The 21,713-nt window shown below is 28.3% G+C and carries 22 protein-coding genes and 1 other annotated feature; of the genes, 11 read left to right on the top strand and 11 right to left on the bottom strand.

What is annotated here, in order from left to right; translation table 11 throughout:
• Positions 1-23 precede the first annotated feature (23 nt).
• The gene (gene pflA, locus JOC62_RS10330) at positions 24-734 is read left to right on the top strand and encodes a pyruvate formate-lyase-activating protein (RefSeq protein ID WP_204595215.1); all 711 of its coding nucleotides are present in this window, start codon (positions 24-26) and stop codon (positions 732-734) included.
• Positions 735-771: 37 nt separating this feature from the next.
• Here pflA and JOC62_RS10335 read toward each other — a convergent pair whose 3' ends face one another.
• Both JOC62_RS10335 and JOC62_RS10340 read right to left on the bottom strand, forming a co-directional pair.
• Positions 772-1,020 carry a hypothetical protein gene (locus JOC62_RS10335; RefSeq protein ID WP_204595189.1) on the bottom strand — a complete coding sequence of 83 codons (249 nt, stop codon included), beginning with the start codon at positions 1,018-1,020 and terminating at the stop codon, positions 772-774.
• A gap of 102 nt (positions 1,021-1,122) precedes the next feature.
• A complete protein-coding gene (locus JOC62_RS10340; RefSeq protein ID WP_204595190.1) occupies positions 1,123-1,734 on the bottom strand; it encodes a 3'-5' exonuclease in 612 nt (203 codons plus the stop codon).
• Positions 1,735-1,924: 190 nt separating this feature from the next.
• Between JOC62_RS10340 and JOC62_RS10345 the strand changes: the two genes are divergently transcribed.
• A complete protein-coding gene (locus JOC62_RS10345) occupies positions 1,925-2,875 on the top strand; it encodes an L-lactate dehydrogenase (RefSeq protein WP_204595191.1) in 951 nt (316 codons plus the stop codon).
• 94 nt (positions 2,876-2,969) lie between these two features.
• Positions 2,970-3,983, top strand: a complete 1,014-nt coding sequence (asnA, locus tag JOC62_RS10350; RefSeq protein WP_204595192.1) for an aspartate--ammonia ligase — start codon at positions 2,970-2,972, stop codon at positions 3,981-3,983.
• Between the two features lie 41 nt (positions 3,984-4,024).
• Here the strand turns inward: asnA and JOC62_RS10355 are convergent, their stop codons facing one another.
• Positions 4,025-4,999: a biotin--[acetyl-CoA-carboxylase] ligase gene (locus JOC62_RS10355; RefSeq protein WP_204595193.1), complete on the bottom strand. Its 975-nt coding sequence runs from the start codon at positions 4,997-4,999 to the stop codon at positions 4,025-4,027.
• Positions 5,000-5,258: 259 nt separating this feature from the next.
• Between JOC62_RS10355 and JOC62_RS10360 the strand changes: the two genes are divergently transcribed.
• Both JOC62_RS10360 and JOC62_RS10365 read left to right on the top strand, forming a co-directional pair.
• Complete coding sequence (locus tag JOC62_RS10360) at positions 5,259-6,620, top strand: LCP family protein (RefSeq protein WP_204595194.1); 1,362 nt, start codon at positions 5,259-5,261, stop codon at positions 6,618-6,620.
• Positions 6,621-6,713: 93 nt separating this feature from the next.
• Positions 6,714-7,358 (top strand): site-2 protease family protein, encoded by a 645-nt coding sequence (locus JOC62_RS10365; protein ID WP_204595195.1) that lies wholly within the window; start codon positions 6,714-6,716, stop codon positions 7,356-7,358.
• A gap of 66 nt (positions 7,359-7,424) precedes the next feature.
• On the opposite strand, the gene JOC62_RS10370 is transcribed toward JOC62_RS10365, so the two are convergent.
• Complete coding sequence (locus JOC62_RS10370; protein ID WP_204595196.1) at positions 7,425-8,936, bottom strand: Ppx/GppA phosphatase family protein; 1,512 nt, start codon at positions 8,934-8,936, stop codon at positions 7,425-7,427.
• A gap of 145 nt (positions 8,937-9,081) precedes the next feature.
• Positions 9,082-9,305: a binding site (T-box leader), on the top strand.
• Between the two features lie 59 nt (positions 9,306-9,364).
• On the opposite strand from JOC62_RS10370, the gene argS reads away from it, so the two are divergent.
• Both argS and JOC62_RS10380 read left to right on the top strand, forming a co-directional pair.
• Positions 9,365-11,059 (top strand): arginine--tRNA ligase, encoded by a 1,695-nt coding sequence (argS, locus tag JOC62_RS10375; protein ID WP_204595197.1) that lies wholly within the window; start codon positions 9,365-9,367, stop codon positions 11,057-11,059.
• A 155-nt stretch (positions 11,060-11,214) separates the two neighbouring features.
• Positions 11,215-12,327: an AI-2E family transporter gene (locus JOC62_RS10380; protein ID WP_204595198.1), complete on the top strand. Its 1,113-nt coding sequence runs from the start codon at positions 11,215-11,217 to the stop codon at positions 12,325-12,327.
• A 53-nt stretch (positions 12,328-12,380) separates the two neighbouring features.
• Here the strand turns inward: JOC62_RS10380 and JOC62_RS10385 are convergent, their stop codons facing one another.
• The 3 genes from JOC62_RS10385 to JOC62_RS10395 are packed head-to-tail and all read right to left on the bottom strand — an operon-like array spanning position 12,381 to position 14,527.
• Positions 12,381-12,512 carry a FeoB-associated Cys-rich membrane protein gene (locus JOC62_RS10385; RefSeq protein WP_204595199.1) on the bottom strand — a complete coding sequence of 44 codons (132 nt, stop codon included), beginning with the start codon at positions 12,510-12,512 and terminating at the stop codon, positions 12,381-12,383.
• A 17-nt stretch (positions 12,513-12,529) separates the two neighbouring features.
• Positions 12,530-14,293 carry a ferrous iron transport protein B gene (gene feoB / locus JOC62_RS10390; RefSeq protein ID WP_204595200.1) on the bottom strand — a complete coding sequence of 588 codons (1,764 nt, stop codon included), beginning with the start codon at positions 14,291-14,293 and terminating at the stop codon, positions 12,530-12,532.
• A 12-nt stretch (positions 14,294-14,305) separates the two neighbouring features.
• Positions 14,306-14,527 carry a FeoA family protein gene (locus tag JOC62_RS10395; RefSeq protein WP_204595201.1) on the bottom strand — a complete coding sequence of 74 codons (222 nt, stop codon included), beginning with the start codon at positions 14,525-14,527 and terminating at the stop codon, positions 14,306-14,308.
• Positions 14,528-14,758: 231 nt separating this feature from the next.
• Between JOC62_RS10395 and JOC62_RS10400 the strand changes: the two genes are divergently transcribed.
• Both JOC62_RS10400 and JOC62_RS10405 read left to right on the top strand, forming a co-directional pair.
• Positions 14,759-15,490: an HAD-IB family hydrolase gene (locus tag JOC62_RS10400; protein ID WP_204595202.1), complete on the top strand. Its 732-nt coding sequence runs from the start codon at positions 14,759-14,761 to the stop codon at positions 15,488-15,490.
• Positions 15,491-15,504: 14 nt separating this feature from the next.
• The gene (locus tag JOC62_RS10405; RefSeq protein WP_204595203.1) at positions 15,505-16,332 is read left to right on the top strand and encodes a ribonuclease H-like domain-containing protein; all 828 of its coding nucleotides are present in this window, start codon (positions 15,505-15,507) and stop codon (positions 16,330-16,332) included.
• A gap of 28 nt (positions 16,333-16,360) precedes the next feature.
• Here JOC62_RS10405 and JOC62_RS10410 read toward each other — a convergent pair whose 3' ends face one another.
• Positions 16,361-17,239, bottom strand: coding sequence for an MBL fold metallo-hydrolase (locus tag JOC62_RS10410; RefSeq protein WP_204595204.1), 879 nt, complete (start codon positions 17,237-17,239; stop codon positions 16,361-16,363).
• A gap of 115 nt (positions 17,240-17,354) precedes the next feature.
• Here JOC62_RS10410 and JOC62_RS10415 point away from each other — a divergent pair, with 115 nt between their 5' ends.
• Entirely contained in the window at positions 17,355-18,068 is a 714-nt protein-coding gene (locus tag JOC62_RS10415; RefSeq protein ID WP_204595205.1) for a lysophospholipid acyltransferase family protein, read from the top strand.
• 317 nt (positions 18,069-18,385) lie between these two features.
• Positions 18,386-20,137, top strand: a complete 1,752-nt coding sequence (locus JOC62_RS10420) for a phosphoenolpyruvate carboxykinase (ATP) (protein WP_204595206.1) — start codon at positions 18,386-18,388, stop codon at positions 20,135-20,137.
• A 37-nt stretch (positions 20,138-20,174) separates the two neighbouring features.
• On the opposite strand, the gene JOC62_RS10425 is transcribed toward JOC62_RS10420, so the two are convergent.
• The 3 genes from JOC62_RS10425 to JOC62_RS10435 all read right to left on the bottom strand — a co-directional run bounded on the left by JOC62_RS10425 (position 20,175) and on the right by JOC62_RS10435 (position 21,550).
• Positions 20,175-20,732, bottom strand: coding sequence for a putative ABC transporter permease (locus tag JOC62_RS10425; protein WP_204595207.1), 558 nt, complete (start codon positions 20,730-20,732; stop codon positions 20,175-20,177).
• Positions 20,733-20,804: 72 nt separating this feature from the next.
• A complete protein-coding gene (locus tag JOC62_RS10430) occupies positions 20,805-21,008 on the bottom strand; it encodes a DUF378 domain-containing protein (protein WP_204595208.1) in 204 nt (67 codons plus the stop codon).
• Between the two features lie 74 nt (positions 21,009-21,082).
• Complete coding sequence (locus tag JOC62_RS10435) at positions 21,083-21,550, bottom strand: Lrp/AsnC ligand binding domain-containing protein (protein WP_204595209.1); 468 nt, start codon at positions 21,548-21,550, stop codon at positions 21,083-21,085.
• Positions 21,551-21,713 lie beyond the last annotated feature (163 nt).

Here is a 21,713-nt window from a genome sequence, read left to right on the forward strand (position 1 = left end):
GTTCAAGGAGGAAGTTAATGACTATGACTGTAGGAAAAATTCATTCAATAGAAACTATGGGGCTTGTAGATGGGCCTGGTATAAGAGTTGTTGTGTTTTTGCAAGGGTGTTCTTTAAGATGTAAGTATTGTCATAACCCTGATACATGGGAATATGGCTGTGGTGAAGAATATACTCCATCTGAATTGGTAAATAAGATAAAAAGATATAAGGCGTATTTTAATACTTCAAATGGTGGCGTTACATTTTCAGGTGGCGAACCTTTAAGACAACCAGAGTTTTTAATTGAAGCATTGAAGCTATGTAAAAAAGAAGGTATACATACATGTATAGATACTTCAGGATTTGGAGTTGGAATGTATGATGAAATATTAAAATATACAGATTTAGTTCTTTTTGATATAAAAGATCTAACAAGAGAAGGATATAAAAATGTAACTTTAATGAATATTGATGAGTCTCTAAAGTTTCTTGGCGCGGTGCAAAATGCTGGAACAAAAATGTGGATAAGACATGTTGTTGTGCCTGGATTAACTGATGGGGAAGAACATATAAGAAAGTTAAAGGAATTTATAAAAACTTTAGATAATGTAGAGAAAGTAGAGCTTCTTCCATACCATTTACTTGGAGTAAATAAATACGAAAATATGGGACTTAATTATCCATTAGAAGGTGTTGAAGCTATGGATAAAGAGAAAATTAAACAGTACCAAAAAATATTAAATGAAGAGTAAAGAGTTAGATTTTAAACTAACTCTTTTTTATTTAAGTCTATTTAGTTTTCTTCTTCTTTTTCTTTGAATTTACACTAGTTGATCTAGTAGCGACATCCTTATTTTTACCTTCTTCTTCTTTTTCTTTTTTAGCAATAAGCCTATCAGGTGAATAAAAGAAAGTAACAGATATTAAAAATGCAACACCTGAAGATAAAATTACATTATGTAACATTATATCTAATATGAATGCTATTAAAATTATAGAAGCAACGAATTTTAAAAAAGTTTTTGATTGAGAACTCATAATAAAATCTCCTCCCCACCATTATGATATATTAAAAATTATACAGTATGATAAAAAGAGTTACAATATTTTCATATTGTAACCCTTCTAACCTAATGTAGATTAATTTTTAGATATATTTGAGAAGTATCCATGAGGTATTATCTTTCTTTTTAGACCTTCTATTACTGTTAAATAAGTGGCAGCTGTATCAAATCTAGCATCATGATAGTTTCCACTTCCGCCAAATAACTCTTTTGCCTTACTTTCAATTTGTTCTTTTGTAATATTTAGATATGATATAACCTCTTCAAGTTTTGGATTTTTAAAAGTGCCATTAGGTTTTAGCATTTTACATATATCCTTATAGTATGACATAGTACAGAATGTTCTCTTTGGTTCATAATTTGCTCCAAGGAATAATAATTCACTATGCATAAATTTAACATCAAAATTTACATTATGACCTATTACAAAGTCTGCTTCCATAAAATCATCTATAAATTCACCAACGGAATCTTCAAAATACATTCCTTCTGAAAGCTCGTATAATTTTTCAAGAGAAAAACCATGTACTGCTTCAGCATTTGGATCCATCTCATCAACTGCAAAAAAGAAGTTTTTACCTGTAGTAGTTTGAGGCTTTGTTGATGTATCCACTACTATGTAGCTTAGTTGACATATGTGTCCAGGGCGTATGCTTGTTGTTTCTGTATCGAAAAAAAGTAATTTCATTGAATATCCTCCTAGTGTACAAATATAATTATAATTATATACCATATCTGTTCATAATAAAATAACAAAAAATCAGATGAAAACAGTAAGAATTAATTGAAATTAATTATCGCTGATAGTATAATTAAATTATAATAAAAAATAGCAAATTGGTTAAACTAATGGAATCATGGAAACCGGAGGGAAAGTTATGTTAGTTGAAAGAAAAAGAAAAGTATCAATAATTGGAGCAGGTTTTGTAGGAGCAACTACAGCTTATGCATTAATGAATAGTGGAATAGCAACAGAAATTTGCATATATGATATAAATATGGATAAAGCAATGGGAGAGGTAATGGATTTAGTTCATGGAACATCTTTTGTAAAGCCAGTCAATATATATGCAGGATCACTAGAGGAGACTGCAGATTCTGATATAGTAATAATAACAGCAGGTATTGGACAAAAAGAAGGAGAAACTAGATTAGATATGATTGGAAAGAACTTTGAAGTTTTCAAAGGATTTGTTCCTGAAATCGCAAGATTAAGTCCAGAATCAATTTTATTAGTTGTATCTAATCCAGTAGATGTATTAACTTATATAACTTATAAGTTATCAGGATTCCCAAAAGAAAGAGTTATAGGATCAGGTACTGTGCTAGATACTTCTAGACTAAAGTATGTACTTGGTAAATACTTTAGTGTAAATAATAATAATATACATTCATATGTTATTGGTGAGCATGGTGACAGTGAATTAGTTACTTGGAGCAATGGTAGAATAGGTGGAGAAGATTTTGATATATATGCAAAACAAAAATCACTTAACTGGGATGAAGAAATTAAAAAAGTAATAGAAGAAGATGTTAAAAATGCTGCTTATGAAATAATAAACAGAAAAAAAGCAACATATTTTGCAGTAGCACTTGCTGTCAATAGAATTGTTGAGGCTATATTTAGAGATGAAAATAGTATATTAACTATTGATTCTTTATTTGAAGGGCAATATGGAATTAAAGATATGTATTTAGCAATTCCAACTATAGTTAATAGAGAAGGAGCTAAAGAGATAATAGAGATACCATTATCAAATAGTGAAGAAAGTAGACTTAAAGAGTCAGCAAAAATATTAAAATCACATTTAGACCAGTGTCATATTTAGAAATTAACAAAAAGTATTCTTTATATTTAAAGAATACTTTATTTTTTTTATTTTTTTGTATATAATAATATTTAAAATTAAAGGAGGGCTATTTATGAAACAAGAAGGTATTATTATACCAGAAGGATATAAAAGTAAAGCAACACTAATTGAAACAGAAGTTCATATTAAATCTATAAAGGATTATTTTGAAAAGAATTTAGCAGAGAGATTAGACTTAATCAGAGTATCAGCTCCTCTTTTTGTTGATTCTAAATCAGGATTAAATGATAATCTAAATGGAGTTGAAAGACCAGTAAAATTTGATGTTTTGGCATCAAAGGAAGATGTAGAAATTGTACATTCCCTTGCAAAGTGGAAGAGAATGAGTTTACATAGATACAATTTCCCAGTTGGTAAAGGTCTGTATGCTGATATGAATGCTATAAGAAGAGATGAGGATCTTGATAATCTACATTCTATATATGTTGATCAATGGGATTGGGAGCGTATCATAAATAAAGAGGATAGAAATTTAGAAACTTTAAAAGATACTGTAAGAAGAATATATAGTGTATTTAAGGATACAGAAAAGTTTGTAAAAGATAACCTTATAGATATAAAAGAAGAACTTCCAGAGGAAATATTCTTTATTACATCTCAAGAACTTGAGGACATGTATAAAGATTTAACATCTAAGGAAAGAGAAGCTGCAATATGTAAAGATAAAGGGGCAGTCTTTATAATGCAGATAGGACATGAATTAGCTTCAGGTGAAAAGCATGATGGTAGAGCACCAGATTATGATGACTGGAACTTAAATGGAGATATTTTATTCTGGAACTCAGTTTTAGACGATGCTATGGAATTATCATCAATGGGTATAAGAGTAGATGAAAAATCTTTAGAAAGTCAGCTAGAGAAAGCTGACTGCTTAGAAAGAAAGAACTTAGAATTTCATAAAGCATTATTAGAAGGAAAGCTTCCTTATACTATTGGAGGAGGAATTGGACAATCAAGAATATGTATGTATTTCTTAAGAAAAGCACATGTTGGAGAAGTTCAAGCATCTGTTTGGGATGAAAAAAATAATAGAATATGTAAAGAAAATGGAATAGAATTATTATAAAAAATACTTGATATAAAAAAATACTCAACGGCTAAACTTAGCTATTGAGTATTTTCATCTTTAAATGTTATTTCTCCACTGATTACTTTTCTTATATTTCCAAGTTCATCCTTAATTATAAGTTCTCCATCATCATCTATTCCAAGACAAGTTACCAACTCCTCACTCCTTGGAGTAACTAGTCTAGCAGTCATATCAATAAGAAGTGAATTGTTTCTACAAATATGTATAACCTCTGATAAATCATTCTTATCTACAAAATCATCATAAAAAACTTCAAAATTATTTAAAAAATTTGCAAGTATTTTTGAACGATTAAATTCAATATTTTTTTCTATTAATAGAGAAGTTGCAGTATTTAGATCAGAAGTAAACTCCTCTTTAGTAATGTTTATATTCATACCAACTCCTACTATAATATGGTTTATTGTATCCATATCACAATTCATAAGAGTAAGTATTCCACAGAATTTTTTATTATTAATATATATGTCGTTTGGCCATTTAATTTTGCAAGGTATATCAAGTTCATGTAAAACTTTAAATACTGAAGCTGCTGCGATTAGTGTTATTTTGTTTGCTTGATTTGGACTTATATTAGGTTTTAATATTAGAGAGGTCCATATACCTCCCTTAGGTGATTGCCAAACACGATTAAATCTACCTGTACCTTTAGTTTGAATTTCAGATGTTATAACAGAATAATCACTATTATTATTTTGAGCAATCTCTTTAGCTTTTATATTTGTAGAGTCAATTTCTTTATAATAAAAGTAATTTCTTCCTAAAATTTTAGTTTTTAAGAATTCACTTACTGAATTGAAATCTATATTATCAGGAGTTTTAATAATTTTATATCCTTTATTTCGAATTGCATCAATAACATAACCATCTTTTTTTAGGCTATTAATATGTTTCCAAACAGAGTTTCTAGATACTCCTAGTACTTCGCTAATATACTCTCCAGAAATATATCCATTATTATTTCTAAGTAGATTTAGAACTTTATTTTTCATATTTTTCCTCCAAAGGTACTCTGAATCTTTTTTATTATTATATCATAGCCTAAAAATTTAAAAAATATAATAAATAAATACAAAATTTGAATAATATTAATAAATTTTAGTCTAATTGTAAGGAAAATACGTATAAAAGTACTGGTTTTAAGATAAAAAGTCGATTATAATAGTATTGTTAGACTGAAAAATCACAGATTAAGTTATTTTGAAAATTGTAATTAAGATTTAAGATCTTGATTCATTAGGGAGGGAAGACATGCAAGATAAGGGAGATAAGAAGAAGAATACAAAAATCATAAAGAAAAAGATGTCTAAAAAGAAAAAGATTTTGATTTCAATAGGGATATTATTCCTTCTTATTATATTAGGAGCTGGAGGAGCTTACATGTATATTAGAGGACAAATATATCAAGGAAGTCCTCAAGCAGAAACTGTAGATTATAAAGAACAACCAGGAATTACAAATATATTACTAATAGGAACAGATGCGCGTAAAGTAGATGAGGCTGCAAGAGCTGATTCTATAATTATCGCTACAATAGATAATAACCATAAAAAACTTAAACTAACTTCAATCATGAGAGATACATTAGTTAAAATACCAGGTCATGGAGAACAGAAAATAAATGCAGCCTTAGCATATGGAGGACCAGAGTTATTAATGCAAACTATAAAGGATAACTTTGATTTATCATTAAATAAATATGTAATGGTTAACTTTAGTGGATTCCAATCAATTGTAGATCAAGTTGGTGGTATTGATGTTGATATAAAAGATTACGAGATACCAGAACTTAATAAGTTTATTGGAGAGTATGAAGAGGTTAAATCACCGAAAATAGAAAAAACTGGAATGCAACATTTAGATGGTCAACAAGCTTTAGCTTATGCAAGAATTAGAAAAGTTGGAGATGGAGACTATGAAAGAACTGAGAGACAAAGAAGAGTTATTGATTTAGTTACACAAAAGTTTAAAGATTTAAGTGTACTTAAATATCCTTCTGTAATGGCAGAATTATTACCATATGTTAAGACAAATATAGAGCCAGTTATGATTCTTAACTATGCTTATACTGTTTCGAAGTTCCCAAGCTTACAATTTGAACAATTAAGAATTCCAGTAAGTGAAGATATTTCATGGGGTGGACTTTACAAAGATAAAGGTTGGGTTCTTATTGTAGATAAAGAACAAAATGCAAAGATGATGCATGACTTTATATTTAATGATGTAAAACCAACAGACAAGAGCTATAGTGTTGCAGCATGGAAAGATAAACTTGCTGAGTATATGGGTGAAAATGAACAACATATTAAAGATAATGGCCCATTACCAGAAGATAAAGAAAATGAAGGTTATGTAGCACCTATTAAGAAGCCTTCAACTAGTACAAACAATAATAATAATAGTTCAAAACCGGCTAAGTCAGAGACTCCAAAGCCGGAAACTCCAAAACCAGCGACTCCAAAGCCAGAGACTCCAAAGCCGGAGACTCCAAAGCCGGAGACTCCAAAACCAGAGACTCCAAAACCAGAGACTCCAAAGCCAGAGACTCCAAAGCCAGAGAATCCGAAACCAGGTGATGGCAATACAACAGATCCGGTACAAAATAATAAATAAAAATAAATAATTTAAATAATAAAACACAGCTCATTTTTTAAAAGCTGTGTTTTATGTTATAATACTTTAAAATGAGAGAAGGAGAATTTATAGATGAGCTTTTTGCAAAATATTATATTTATGATACCTGCTATATTAATTGGATTTACATTCCATGAATATGCTCATGCTAAAATGGCAGACAGATTAGGTGATAAAACACCAAGGTTTCAAGGGAGATTAAATTTAAATCCCATTAATCATTTAGATCCATTAGGAACGATATTAATCTTATTTTGCGGTATAGGATGGGCAAAACCAGTACAAGTTAATCCATCAGCTTTTAAAAATTATTATAAAGATGACCTAAAGGTAAGTATTGCAGGACCAATTGCTAATTTAATTGTTGCATTCTTTGGTACTGTATTGTACTTTATTTTAATTCTTGTTAATAGAGAGTTTATTTTAGGTGGATCGTTACTTTCAGTACTTATAATAATAACAAAATATATAATACAAATTAATATAACTTTATTTGTATTTAATTTATTGCCACTACCAGGACTTGATGGATTCAGCATTCTTAGAGACTTAAGTCCAAAACATTTTTATAAAATATCAGATAGTCTTTATAGATATCAATTTTTAATATTTATAGCTATAATTTTTATTGGAGGTCCGATAATTAGAATACCGTCAGAGTTAATATTAAGATTATTATCAAATATAGTAGGTTCAATATTTGGTATAATATTCTAATGATAAATAAGCAGTTAGTCTTAAAAGGCTAACTGCTTTAATTATTAATTATTATATATTAATTTTTTAATTTACTTTTTCTATTACTAGATCTCTATTGTATATTTCTTTAAATGAGCGAGCACTTCTCATAGCTTGACGAATTTCAAGTTCTAAATCTAATTGAGATTCAACTTCCAATTTAACTGTTTCATTATCAATGGTTGCATGTATATCAGAAACGGCACCCTCTAAACTTCTATCAAGTCCTTCAGCTATTTTAAGTATAGAACCAATATACTCTATAGCCTTAATATCTATTCTATTAATTATAGAAGTATATTGAGGGAATGGAATATGATATTGATTGTTTCTATGACAAGCAGCAACGGCAGCGCTCATTAATAATTCTTTTTGTGATAAGCCATTTATAGATGAGTTTAATATTACATAAAAACTGTGTTTATGATGATTATAATAGTCAATGCTTATACCACAATCATGCAATAATGCAGAGGTTATAAGTATTCTTCTATAAGAATCATCTAATCTATGTATTGGCTTTAAATCTTCAAAAATATTTTGTGATATTTCATAAACATGTTTTGCATGATTTTTATTAATATTAAGTTTATTCATGATCCCCTTAATACTAAATACTAGCATATTTTTTTCATAATCATAATTATCTTGAAGGTACTCATAGATAATACCCTCTCTTAGTCCTCTAGCTGAGGTTATTACATTACTTGTTGATGTATATGAAAGTATATTATGGAATATACAAAGTCCAGCAACAATTATATCTGCACGCTCAAAAGGTAGACCAGGAACTTGTTTACGTTGCTTAAGACTCTTACACTTTAATAAATTATATATTTCATGAACATCAATATCTGTTAGGGTATAGTTATGCTCAATATCAAAAGGATAGCGCTTTCTGATTCTATCCATCCTTCCAAGAGCTTTAATAGTACCACCAACGGCTATGATTGAATCAAAACTAGCATCTTTAAGCCATGTACATTCATGAATTAAATCAGTAATTGTACTTTTAGCAGCTTCTAGGTCTTCTCTTAATATTCTATCTTTAAGATTATATTCAGAAGTAAGATTTAATGTACCTGCTGGGATTGAATAATGTTCTTCTATTTCTCCATCTTTAACCCAAGCTAAATGGGTAGCGGTACCCTCTATATCAACTATTAGAGAATTTTTAAAATATATAGTATTTACTACTCCTAGAAAATTATAATATATTTCTTTATCTACATCTAAGATAGTAATATCAATATCAAGTTCATTTTTTATTAGATTTAATAATTCATCGCTATTTGATGCACTTCTAAATGTTTCTGTAGCGATTGCAATAATTTTTTTAGCTCCTGATACCTGACACATTGATTTAAATGCTCTTAAATTTGATAGGGTAATATTAAGTTTTTCACTTGATAATTCAGTACCATCTATTAAATCTTGACAAAGTCTTATAGATGTAGTTAATTCATCAATTTGCCTAAAATAACCATCTTCTTCTACTTCATTTAAAGTCAGCGTAACTGAGTTAGCACCTATTTCAATAACACCAATTCTTTTCATAACAAACTCCTTAAACAATAGTTAATTTTAAATATGTATTACTATTATACAACATTTTAAACTGTTGTGTTAAAAATAAGAATATTTAACTATTTGTTGACATTATGTTAGTGCTCTATGTATAATATATGAAAGAAAGTAAAATATAAATTCAATGAAGAGGAGAGTAGAGTAATCGATTCTTTTTAGCGAGTAAGGAGTTTTGGTGGAAGCCTTACAGATAGATTATTTGAAGAGAACCTTGGAGAAGCACCTGAAATGAGTAGGGATCGCCGCAAATTTTAATCATTTGCGTTATCAAAAAAGAGGGGCATTTCTTTATGCAAGTAGAGTGGTACCGCGGAAAAATGATATTATTCCGTCTCTTATTTTATAAATAAGAGGCGGTTTTTTATATTTTACGGAAAGAATACGAGGAGGAATAGAAAATGGATTATAAACAAATTATTGCAGAATTAATAAAACAATATGTTGATTTAGATGTAGAAGATATTAAAAAACTTATAGAAATACCGCCAAAATCAGAGATGGGGGATTATGCTTTTCCTTGCTTCCAATTAGCAAAAGTTATGAGAAAAGCTCCAAATATGATAGCTGAAGAATTAGCTTCAAAGATAAGCAAAGAAGGATTTGAAAAAATAACAAACTTAGGACCGTATGTAAACTTTTTTGTTGATAAGGCAGCGTTTTCAAAATCAACTATAGAAGAAGTTATTAAAGAAGGAGATAAATATGGTTCATCAAATATTGGTGAAGGAAAGACAGTATGTGTTGAATATTCATCACCGAATATAGCTAAGCCTTTCCATGTTGGTCATCTTTGTACAACAGCCATAGGGAATTCACTTTATAAATTATTCAAAGAAGAAGGATATAATGTAGTTGGAATAAATCACTTAGGAGACTGGGGTACTCAATTTGGTAAACTTATCTCAGCTTATAAAAGATGGGTTGATGAAGAAGCTTTAGAAAAAGATCCAATAGCAGAACTTTTAAGAATATATGTTAAGTTTCATGATGAGGCAGAAAAGGATCCATCATTAGTTGACGAAGGAAGATTACACTTTAAGAGACTAGAAGATGGAGAGCCGGAAGAAACAGCTCTATGGAAGAGATTTAGAGAGCTTAGCTTAAAAGAATTTAACAGAGTATATGATCTATTAGGAATTAAATTTGATTCATTAGCAGGAGAAGCATTCTATAATGATAAGATGCAAGTTGTAATTGATGAATTAAAAGAAAAGAACTTACTTACAGAAAGTAATGGAGCACAAGTTGTTATGCTTGATGAATACAACATGCCTCCTTGTATAGTTCTTAAAGGTGATGGAGCAACTATATACGCAACAAGAGATTTAGCTGCTGCAAATTACAGAAAGAATACTTATGATTTTGATAAGTGTATCTATGTTGTAGGAACACCTCAAGCATTACATTTCAAGCAAGTATTTAAGACATTAGAACTTGCAGGAAAAGATTGGGCTAAAGATTGTGTTCATGTAGGATTTGGATTAGTTAAGTTCCCAGATGGAGGAATGTCAACAAGAAAAGGTAAAGTAATACTTTTAGATGATTTATTAAATGAAGCTATAGCTAAAACTTTAGAAATCATAAATGAAAAAAATCCAGAACTTGAAAATAAAGAAGAAGTTGCTAAAAAGATAGGTATAGGTGCAGTTGTATTTACTTATCTTAAGAATTCAAGAGAAAAAGATATAATCTTTGATTGGAAAGAAATACTTTCATTTGAAGGAGAAACAGGTCCATATGTTCAATACTCATATGCAAGAGGTAACAGCATATTAGAAAGAGCTGGAGAAGTTGATTTAACAAATGTAGATTACAGCAAGTTAGATTCAAAAGAAGAGTTCGAATTAATAAAAGCTTTAGAAAGCTTTAAGAAAAATATACATTTAGCAATTGAAAAGCTTGAGCCATCAGTTGTAACTAGATATGTAGTTGATGTAGCAAAATCATTCAATAAATTCTATAATGCTCATTCAGTATTAAATTTAGAAGATGAAGAACTTAAAAAAGCAAGACTTGCATTAGTAAAGGCAAGTTTACAAGTAATCAAGAATGGTTTAGGATTAATAGGAATAGAAGTTGTAGAAAAGATGTAATATTTTAAAAGTGTTAGAGAGTTTATATTCTCTAGCACTTTTTTAACATTTTCTAATAATATGTTAAACTTTATTACTTACTTGTATACAGAAATATCATATGTGATATAATTCAAGATAGACGCAAAATACTAGAAGAAAGGTGATGGGATGGAGTGAGTTTTAATAAAAATATAAAGTATAAAGATGTTTTAATATTCGCTTTAGTAGCCTTTATAGGTTATAAAATTGTTGATAACTATGCAGTTTATATAGCTGTATTTAAACAGTTTTTAGTAGTACTTAAGCCATTTATGTTTGCATTAATTTTTGCATATGTATTAAATCCAATTATGAAATTATTTGAGAAAAGATTGAAGTTAAAGAGGGGACCAGCGGTAGGATTAACATATTTTATTGTACTAGGAATAATAGTTCTTATAGGATTATATGGCATACCTAGTATTATAGATAGCATAGTTTCTATTACCAAAGATATACCAGACTATGTAAGCACAGTGCAAGGTTGGGTTAATTCAGCACTTGAAAATGATAAATTCTATGAATTAATGAAAGATGCTGGCATACTACAGACTTTAACATCATTGTCAACTAAGGCAGGAACTATTTTAGTTTCAATATTAGAAAGCACAGCTGGATCACTTGTATCTATAACTACAGATATAATAATGTTTGGCTTTGGATTCTTAATATCAATTTATATATTACTTGATAAAGAGAAATTTATAAAACAAACAAAGTTATTACTTATGATGCTTATAGGTGAGAAGTGGGGAAATAAAATACTTAATTTAACTAGAGTATATAATTATATGATTGGTACATATATAGGTATAAAAGCTCTAGATTCATTGATAATAGGTCTTATGTCTCTTGTTGGGTTAATGGTATTAAAAGTGCCTTATGCCATATTATTAGCAGTTGTAGTCGGATTTACTAACATGATTCCATACTTTGGACCTTTTGTAGGGATGGTAGTTTGTTCTATAGTAGCTGTATTTGTATCTCCTTGGAGGGCATTAGCTGTATTTATATTCTTACTTGCACTTCAACAATTTGATGCTTGGTATTTAGAACCTAAGCTAGTAAGTGGGAAAGTTGGAATTGGACCATTTTGGGTTATATTTGGAGTAACACTTGGTGGAGGTTTCTTTGGACCTTTAGGAATGCTTTTAGCATCACCAACAATGGCTACAATAAAGATATATTATGATAAAGTAGTAAATAAGTATAAAGATGAACATAAAGAATTGGTAGATTCATTATAATAAATAAAAAAATCAGTAGCTTTAAGCTACTGATTTTTTTATTTACTATTATTTTAATTTTTTCTAGAAGGACAGCTTTTGCTGCATGAACCACAATTACATTGTCCTTTAGAGGATTTCTTAACATTTTTATATATTATATATACAGCTACAGCTGCAATTCCTATTGCTATTGCTATTTCCATTTATATCACCTTCGTTTTTAAATAAATATTGAAGCTACATTATAGAATATAAATGCAACAACCCATGCAAGTACAAGTTGATAACAAACTGAGAATATTGTAAGCTTTGTTCCATACTCTTTTTTCATAGTACCTACTGCAGATACACAAGGCACATAAAGTAAAGTAAAGATTAAGAATGAGTATGCTGAAATTGCTGTAAAGAACTGAGGTAAAATAACCTTTAAATCTCCATTGAAAATAACTTCCATTGAAGAAACTACACTTTCTTTTGCAAGTAATCCACTAAGTAATGATACTGAAGATTGCCAGTTACCAAATCCAAGTGGTGCAAATATTGGAGCTATAAATGATCCAATAGAAGCTAAAATACTTTCATCAACACTTTCAACTACTCCGTGTAAATTAAAGTTTGATAAGAACCATATTACTACAGTCATTGCAAATATTATAGTACCAGCTTTTTTAATGAAGCCTTTAGCTTTATCATAAGTTTGTTTTACTATTGAACTTAATTGAGGGATTTTATAATTAGGAAGTTCTATTATAAAAGGTTCCTCATCCTTTTTAAATAAAGTATTTTTAAATAAGATACCAATTAAGAATGCTATAATTATACCTAATAAATATAATGATGCAACAACTAAGCCTCTATGTTCAGTAAAGAATACTGAAGCAAATAATGCATATACAGGAAGTCTTGCATTACATGACATCAATGGAACAAGAAGAGCTGTAAGCTTTCTATCTTTTTCACTTTCAAGGGTTCTAGCAGACATGATTGCAGGAACTGAACATCCAAATCCAACAACCATAGGTAAAAATGCTTTTCCTGAAAGCCCCATTTTTCTCATGAATTTATCCATTAAAAATGCTATTCTTGCCATATATCCGCTATCTTCTAAGAATGCTATACAAACAAATAGTGCAAGAATTACAGGTAAAAGTACTAAAATACCACCAACACCACCGATGATACCATCAACTAATAGTGATTGGAACCAAGGAGAAGTGCTTTCAAGTAATGTATGCATCCAAGGTATAAATGAATCATTTAATACTCCATCTAAAAAGTCTGATATAGGTTGTCCAACCCATGAAAAAGTAAATTGGAACATAAATACCATTATTAAAATAAACAATGGATAAGCTAAAAATGGATTTAAGAATATTTTATCTAATCTTTCCGTTAAATCCTTTTTATTAGTATCTTTCTTATTTAAACAGTTATGTATAACTTTTTCTATATATTTATAAGCTGATTTCTCATCTTTAAAATCAAATTTATTTACATCTTTTATGTGTGTAAAGTTCTGTTTCTCTATTGTTTCCTTTAATAAATCTATACCTTGTCCTTTAGCAGCTATTATTGGAATAACTGTAACGCCTAATTCTTCAGATAGTTTTTTATAATCAATTTCAAAGCCTTTGCTTTGAACAACATCAATCATATTAACTGCAAGTATTATTGGCTTATTAAATTGTTTAAGTTGTGTTGTTAAATATAGATTTCTATCTAAATTCGAACCATCAACAATATTAAGAATAATATCTACATCGCCATCTTCTAAAAAGTGTTTAGCAACCTTTTCCTCATGTGAGAAAGTATCCATTGCATAGATTCCTGGTAAATCTACTATTTTTACATCTTTATAGTAACCTTCTTTTTTTTCAACTGTAACACCAGGCCAGTTTCCAACATATTGTTTTGAACCAGTAAGTGAGTTGAATAGAGTTGTTTTACCAACATTTGGATTACCGAGTAGTGCAATTGTTGTCATTATATATTCCTCCTAAGTTAGTAAAATAATATTTTTTGCATCTTTTTTTCTTATAGCTAAGTCAAAGCCTCTAAAATTAATTATTAATGGATCTCCTAAAGGAGCAATTGCCTTTAAGCTTACATCAGTTCCTTCTATACAACCTAATGCTAATAATCTCTTAGCTAGTTTGCTGTCTCCACCTATATTACTTATAATTCCGTGTTCTCCGGGTTTTAATTTTATTAGTTCCATTTATTTAACACCTCGCAATGAAAATCATTATCATATATTTATAATATCACTATATGAATTTAGAAGTCAATGTTTAATATAAAAATAATATACTTAAAAAATAATGGAAAATTATCTACAATTGTAATGTAACATTATATTACAGTTATAATATTATATTATATTGCAAAAAAATATTTTATAGGTATAATATAATGAATAGTTATTTACTAAAGAAAAAGGAGGATTAATATGGAAAAAAATATAGCGGCTTTTTTTGATATAGACGGAACTTTATATAGAGAGGGCTTAATTACAGAAGTTTTTAAAAAAATGATTAAATATGAAATAATTGAACCAGAAAAATGGTACAATGATGTAAGGAAAGACTTTGAAAAGTGGGATAAAAGAGAAGGTGACTATGATATATATCTATTAAAAATGATAGATATATATATGGAAGCAATTAAAGGCCTAGATAAGCATCAAATAGAATTTATAGCTAAGAGAGTTATAGAACAAAAAGGTGACAGAGTATATACTTTTACAAGAGATAGAATAAAATGGCATAAGGAACAAGGACATATTTTAATTACAGTATCTGGTTCACCTTTAGAATTAGTTAAGGAAATGTCACTTAAACATGGTTTTAATGATTTTAAAGGAGCAGAGTATATTTCAGATGAAAAAGGGCAGTATACAGGAGATGTAATTCCTATGTGGGATAGTGAAAGTAAAGAGAAGGCTATAAAAGAATTACAAGAAAAGTATAATATAGATTTAGAAAATAGTTATGCTTATGGAGATACTGCGGGAGACTATACTATGTTCGGTAAAGTTGGTAATCCATATGCTATGAATCCTACAAAAGAACTTTTAAGAAAAATTATATCTGATAAAGAATTATCAGAAAGAATAAATATTATTGTAGAAAGAAAAGATGTAACGTATAATCTTAATGTAGGGGATATCCAATTTGAATAAGAAAGAGTGATACTGTGATTATAAAAGAGAACATTATACCTGTAGGCAATTTAGAAGAAGATCATTTTTTAGAAAATGATCATAAAATTTTACCAGAAGATATAATATTTTTTGATTTAGAGCATTATGTATATAAGAAGCCAAAATGTATAGGAGTTTTTGGAGCGTGTATATATAATAAGGAAAAGAATATACTTCATGTAACTCAATATATGATTGAAAACAAAAGAGAGAGTAAGGATATTTTAAATTTAGCTTTAAGATATTTTAAGGACATGAAGGAAAATGGTAAAAAGGCCATATCAACATTTTCAGGTAATAATGACTTTACAGTAATAAATTACTTATTCAATAAATATAATATATCTTATAACTTTGAGACAGAATTCATATCAATAGATATTCAAAAAGCTTATGAAAAGGATATGAAGACATCTATAGGTCTTAAAAAGCTAGAAAAGATTTTTGATATTGATAGACAAGGAGAAGTTATAAGTGGTTCTAATTTAGCTAAAACTTTTCATAAGGTAATGAAAGATAACGATTATATAAAGAGAATGCCTAAAGAAAAGATAGAGAAGATATTACTTTATAATGAGCAGGATGTTGTTAATTTATATTATATATATACTAATTGGAAGAAATATATTAATTTAACTAAATTAAATGAAGAAGATAAAGTAGAAAAAGAAGATCAAAAAATAGAGGTAGATATATTAGAAGATGAAGTTGATAATATAGAAGCCATAGAAGAGAATAAAGAATCAAATATTAAAAATAATAAAGTGAATTTAGAATATAAGAATTTAAAAAGTAAATCTAGAGATAAAAAAAGCACCTAAAAGTATAGCTAACTTTTAGGTGCTTTTTTTATTTCTTAGATATAGTTGTACCATTACTTTCTAAAACGATATCTCCATCTTTATCAGTTCTATAAATTTTAACTTTATATTTGTTAAGCTTTTTTAAAGTTTCTTTGTGAGGATGTCCATATGTATTATCAACACCACAAGATATAATACCAATTGATGGATTGACAGCCTTTAAAAATTGTTCAGTTGTTGAAGTTGATGAGCCATGATGACCTAGCTTCAATACATCAGCTTTAAGATTATAGCCTTTTTCTAGAACGTAATTTTCCTCAGTCTTTTCAGCATCACCTGTAAATAGGAATGAATTATTACCATACTCAACTTTTATAATAGGTGAGTAGTCATTTAAACTAGTATTTTTACCATATCCATCAGCTTTAGGTGAATATACTGAAACTTTAGTATTTTTTCCTAAATCAATTGTATCAGTACCCTCTTTGATAACATTAATCTTTAAGTTTTTCTTTTTAAGAGCTTTAACCATATTTTCAAAAGTTTTAGTGGTATTTTCAACCTTAGGGGCATAGAACTTACCTATTTCATATTTATTTATTATATCATCCATATTACCTATATGGTCTTCATGAGGATGAGTTGCTATAACATAATCTAATTTCTTGATTTTTAGTTTATCTAAATATGAAATTATATCTTTTTCATTAGCTCGTGGACCAGCATCAATTAACATGTTTTTACCGTTTACTTGTATTAATTCTGAATCACCTTGTCCTACATTTATATAATGAACAAGTATATCAGAATTAGATACATTAGAGCTATTTTTGCTGTTAGTATTTGAAGCACTATTACATCCAATTAAAAAGGTTGATAATAATAGTAATAGTATACAAAGCAAAGATTTTAAATTTTTCTTCACGAGAAAACCTCCTTAGATAATATATACTGTATTAGTTTATCATCATATTGTATAATAATAAAGAGAAGTTAAGAAAGTAATATAATACAAATGAATATTATCAAGAGGTGAGAAGATGCAAATATTTAAGATGATTCAATATGGTATATATATGATTTATGTAAGATTAAAAGGAATTAAATTTAAATATATATATAAGACTAAAGGGGAAAAAGCAGCTTTTGCATATGGACAAGATGTATTTGGTAAGTGGAGTGATTTCACAATAAATATGGTTGGAATGGATATTGAAGTTAAAGGTTATGAAAATATACCAGATGAGGCTTGTGCTTTTATAGGTAATCACATGAGTATATTAGATATACCAGTACTTAGAGAATCAGCAAAAAGAGATATAGGTTTTATAGCTAAAAAAGAAGTGCTAAAGGTACCGATATTAGGTTTTTGGGTTAAAAATATGAACTGTGTGGCTTTAGATAGAGAAAATCCAAGATCAGCTATAAAGGTTATTGTTAAAGGAGCTGAATACTTAAAAAGTGGTTATAATATGGCAATTTTCCCAGAGGGAACTAGAGCTAAAGATGGAAAAGTTCATGAATTTAAAAAAGGAAGTATGAAGCTTGCTGTAAAGGCACAAGCGCCAATAGTTCCAGTATCTATAGATGGTACTTCAAAATGCTTTGAAGATAACAGAAAATTTACTAAGGGAAAGGTTACTATAGTATTTGGTAAACCTATATATACTAAAGATTTATCTAAAGAAGATGAGAAAAGTTTAACTGAAAAAGTTCATGATGAAGTTTTAAAAAATATGATTTGGGTAAAATAAAAAGAGCTACTTTAAGTAGTTCTTTTTTGTTTAAATATAAATTTATAAGCACTTAGATTTATATTTAGTCATATTATATATACGTGAATATTAGGTAGTGATTTTTACTGTTATGTACGGAGAAAATATAAAATTTGGAAAGACGAAAAATCTATCTAAAAACTTATAAATAATATGTGTTTTTGCAGATTTGAAGAAAAAATGAAAAAAAATTATTACCAAAATTTCATAAGATGTGATATAATGTGTATAAATTAATGGAATTAGAGAAAAAATGCAATTTTTCAAGTGTAAAAATTGCATGAGGGGGCAAGATTATGCAAAAAGAATTTTCAATGAGTAATGATAAAGTTATAATTAATTTCACTGCTAAGTATTGTGCAACTTTTGAATCTTTATTAGAAAGCGAAGCTTTTAGAAGAATTTTAGATTCTTTTTTAAGAACTGCAAAAAGTAAAAATTCATTAAGCTTTAGATATTTAGAAAAATCACTAAAAATAAATGATGTTATATTATTAAGAGGTGAGTTATCAAAAATATTTAAATTCTTAACAGTTATGAATGTAGAAGAGATAGTTGAATTTAATGAAAAATATAGAGAGTTATTAGAGAATAAAGAAGATTTCATAAGATTAATTGAAGAACTATATCTATTCTGGAGAAGACTTGAAAGATATACTTTAATTCATGGTGGAAAAGTTGACAATGGATTAGCTCAAATAAGCTTTACAGAAGCAAATGATGGATTATCAAAACTTATATTACGTCTTTACAGAAAAATTGAAAAGAATATACTAGGTGTTCAGCCAAAGGTATTTAGACAGATACCTGCTGGTGGTAATTCCTGTATTATGATAAGTAAGATACTATGGCCAATGCCAAAGGGTTATGAAATGTTAGAAGATATACCATTTATAGACAGCATTCTTTTAGAAACGCCATTTATAACATATCCAAAGAGAAATACAAGAACAGGAATGTTTAGTGAAACATATGAAAATCCATTAAATTATGCAAAGTTAAATGAAGATCATTGGTTCTGTTATCCTGCTAAAGTTGGGGAACTTCTAGCGTACATTTACTTCCATAGAGATTTTATGGAGCATGGAATAACTTTATGTAACCTTTTTGAAATGGCTAGAAAGGAAGAGTGCAGAGGAAGAAAACCAGATATGATATATGTCTTTGGGGCAAAAGATGAAGACAGTGATCATGAATTAAAGACTGTTTTCTATAATGATGAAAAGAATGATATAATGCTTGGATATGTAAATCATTCAGAAGAAATAGATTACTTTGGATATATGAAGAAGATGACATTAACACTTCATAATCTAATTATGATAAAAAGAGGAAATCTTCCAATACATGGTGCGATGGTTAATATAGTATTGAAGGACGGAAAGACTGCAAATGTAGCTATAATGGGTGATAGTGGTGCAGGTAAATCAGAAAGTTTAGAAGCATTTAGAACATTAAGTGAAGATTATATATCAGATATGACAATAATATTTGATGATATGGGTACATTCAAATTAAAAGATGGAGAGATCTATGGATATGGAACGGAAATAGGTGCCTTTGTAAGATTAGATGATTTAGATCAAGGTTATGCATTTAAAGAAATGGATAGAAGTATATTTATGAATCCAGATAAGATAAATGCAAGACTTGTTATGCCAGTTGCTCCTTATAATTCAATTATTAAAGGATATAAAGTAGATTTATTCTACTATGCTAATAATTATGATAAGGTTGAAGAAGGCGGTAAGTCATTAAGCTACTTTGATAATGCAAAAGATGCAATTAAAGTATTTAGATCAGGTGCTAGAATGGCAAAAGGAACTACATCAGAAACAGGTTTAGTTGAATCATATTTTGCTAATCCATTTGGGCCAGCACAAAAGCAAGAAGAGACTGATAAATTATTAAATAAATATTTTGCTGCAATGTTTAATGGAAATGTTAAGGTTGGACAATTAAGAACATGTCTTGGGGTTAAAGGGCATGAAAAGAATGGACCGAGAGAAGCGGCATTAGAACTATTTGAAGAAATAAAAAAATTATAAAATAAAAAGGTTGAGCTTTAAAAAGTTCAACCTTTACTTATATCTTTTTAAAATATTTAGTAAATGGATTGTTACTATCAGTAATAATTAATTTCTTTAGTGTAATTACTCCATCAATAACAAAATATGAGATAATAAATATTGTGATAACTCTACTAGTTTCTAATGGTATTAAATTTATTACATCCATTATTATAGGGTGAATAATTTTAAATACTATCATAGCAGCAAGGCCCCAACCTAATGAAAAATGTAAGCATATTCTTCCATTTAGATTTAGAGGATCTTCAGTATAATCCCACCATTTTAAATGAAATAATTTTTCTAATATATAGCTTGTAATATATTCAATAAAAGAAATTAGGATTGTTGAAATAATAAATAGAGTAAATAGATTAACATGAACTTTGTCTAATAAGTATACAAATAAGTACATAACTAATAAAATACATGCTCCATAAATAGGGCAGAAAGGTCCATGAAGAAAACCTCTATTAATAAATTTTTTCTGAGTCCAATACTGGTACGCAACCTCAGCACACCAACCTATAAAAGAGTATGCAGTAAAAACTATAAAAATATTATTAATATTCATATATCCCTCCAAATTTATTTTTTAAACTAAATAAGGAAGGTATATACCTTCCTTATTTAATTTGAGAATTAATTAATCATTTACATATCTGCTTTTAGCAAAAAATGAAATTGCATAAAGTCCAGCAATACCTACAAGTGAATAAACAATTCTACTTACAGTAGACATATCACCAAATAGGGTTGCAACTAGATCAAAATGGAAAAATCCAATTAATCCCCAGTTAATAGCTCCTATTATTACTAATAATAATGCTATAGTATCTAAAAATTTCATAAAAAAAACACTTCCTTAAAATATTTTTTCATAATATAGTATTAACATTTTAAGAAAGCATTATGCATCAAAGCTTATAAAGTAATATTTCTATCTATTGGTTGAGATAGAGATATAAATGTATCAGTTCTCTGAATACCTGATATAGTGTTTATTTTATTCATTAATATTTCCTGTAAATCAGCGATATTTTTGCATATTACTTTTGCAAATACTGAATAGTTTCCAGTAGTTAAGTGTAACTCAACAACTTCTGTAATTTTTTGCATTTCATCAATAACATAATCAAATGATGAAGTTTTATCAACATATATACCAACAAAGCAACATACATCATAACCAAGCTTTGGAAGGTTAAGTATAATACGTGTTCCTTTTATTATGCCCATATCCTCCATCTTTTTCATTCTAACGTGAATAGTACCACCACTTACATGGCATATTCTAGCTATTTCTAAATATGGCGTTCTACAGTCCTTTATTAATAAATCTAATATTTGAAGATCTAATTCATCTAATTGTAAATGTGCGTTTATAGCCATTAAACCACCTCTTGGAATTAATAAATTTATAAAATAGTATTATTATATTAATATTATTATTTTTATAAATCAAGATATATTTTAACAAATAATCATCAATTCATAAAGCTATAAATGAAAAATGTTTAAAAACTTTATGAAATATTATTTTTTTATTTAAATA

Source organism: Clostridium sardiniense (genome assembly GCF_016907995.1).
Lineage (GTDB): Bacteria > Bacillota > Clostridia > Clostridiales > Clostridiaceae > Clostridium > Clostridium sardiniense.

Excerpts from the sequence above, each read along its gene's own strand:
- JOC62_RS10385 (WP_204595199.1), bottom strand. The coding sequence starts at position 12,512 with ATGGAAATAGCAATAGCAATAGGAATTGCAGCTGTAGCTGTATATATA.
- JOC62_RS10420 (WP_204595206.1), top strand. The coding sequence starts at position 18,386 with ATGCAAAAAGAATTTTCAATGAGTAATGATAAAGTTATAATTAATTTC.
- JOC62_RS10395 (WP_204595201.1), bottom strand. The coding sequence starts at position 14,527 with ATGGAACTAATAAAATTAAAACCCGGAGAACACGGAATTATAAGTAAT.
- JOC62_RS10370 (WP_204595196.1), bottom strand. The coding sequence starts at position 8,936 with ATGAAAAGAATTGGTGTTATTGAAATAGGTGCTAACTCAGTTACGCTG.
- JOC62_RS10425 (WP_204595207.1), bottom strand. The coding sequence starts at position 20,732 with ATGAATATTAATAATATTTTTATAGTTTTTACTGCATACTCTTTTATA.
- JOC62_RS10340 (WP_204595190.1), bottom strand. The coding sequence starts at position 1,734 with ATGAAATTACTTTTTTTCGATACAGAAACAACAAGCATACGCCCTGGA.
- JOC62_RS10335 (WP_204595189.1), bottom strand. The coding sequence starts at position 1,020 with ATGAGTTCTCAATCAAAAACTTTTTTAAAATTCGTTGCTTCTATAATT.
- asnA (WP_204595192.1), top strand. The coding sequence starts at position 2,970 with ATGAAACAAGAAGGTATTATTATACCAGAAGGATATAAAAGTAAAGCA.
- JOC62_RS10365 (WP_204595195.1), top strand. The coding sequence starts at position 6,714 with ATGAGCTTTTTGCAAAATATTATATTTATGATACCTGCTATATTAATT.
- JOC62_RS10435 (WP_204595209.1), bottom strand. The coding sequence starts at position 21,550 with ATGGCTATAAACGCACATTTACAATTAGATGAATTAGATCTTCAAATA.
- JOC62_RS10430 (WP_204595208.1), bottom strand. The coding sequence starts at position 21,008 with ATGAAATTTTTAGATACTATAGCATTATTATTAGTAATAATAGGAGCT.
- JOC62_RS10345 (WP_204595191.1), top strand. The coding sequence starts at position 1,925 with ATGTTAGTTGAAAGAAAAAGAAAAGTATCAATAATTGGAGCAGGTTTT.
- JOC62_RS10400 (WP_204595202.1), top strand. The coding sequence starts at position 14,759 with ATGGAAAAAAATATAGCGGCTTTTTTTGATATAGACGGAACTTTATAT.
- pflA (WP_204595215.1), top strand. The coding sequence starts at position 24 with ATGACTGTAGGAAAAATTCATTCAATAGAAACTATGGGGCTTGTAGAT.
- JOC62_RS10415 (WP_204595205.1), top strand. The coding sequence starts at position 17,355 with ATGCAAATATTTAAGATGATTCAATATGGTATATATATGATTTATGTA.
- feoB (WP_204595200.1), bottom strand. The coding sequence starts at position 14,293 with ATGACAACAATTGCACTACTCGGTAATCCAAATGTTGGTAAAACAACT.
- JOC62_RS10355 (WP_204595193.1), bottom strand. The coding sequence starts at position 4,999 with ATGAAAAATAAAGTTCTAAATCTACTTAGAAATAATAATGGATATATT.
- argS (WP_204595197.1), top strand. The coding sequence starts at position 9,365 with ATGGATTATAAACAAATTATTGCAGAATTAATAAAACAATATGTTGAT.
- JOC62_RS10360 (WP_204595194.1), top strand. The coding sequence starts at position 5,259 with ATGCAAGATAAGGGAGATAAGAAGAAGAATACAAAAATCATAAAGAAA.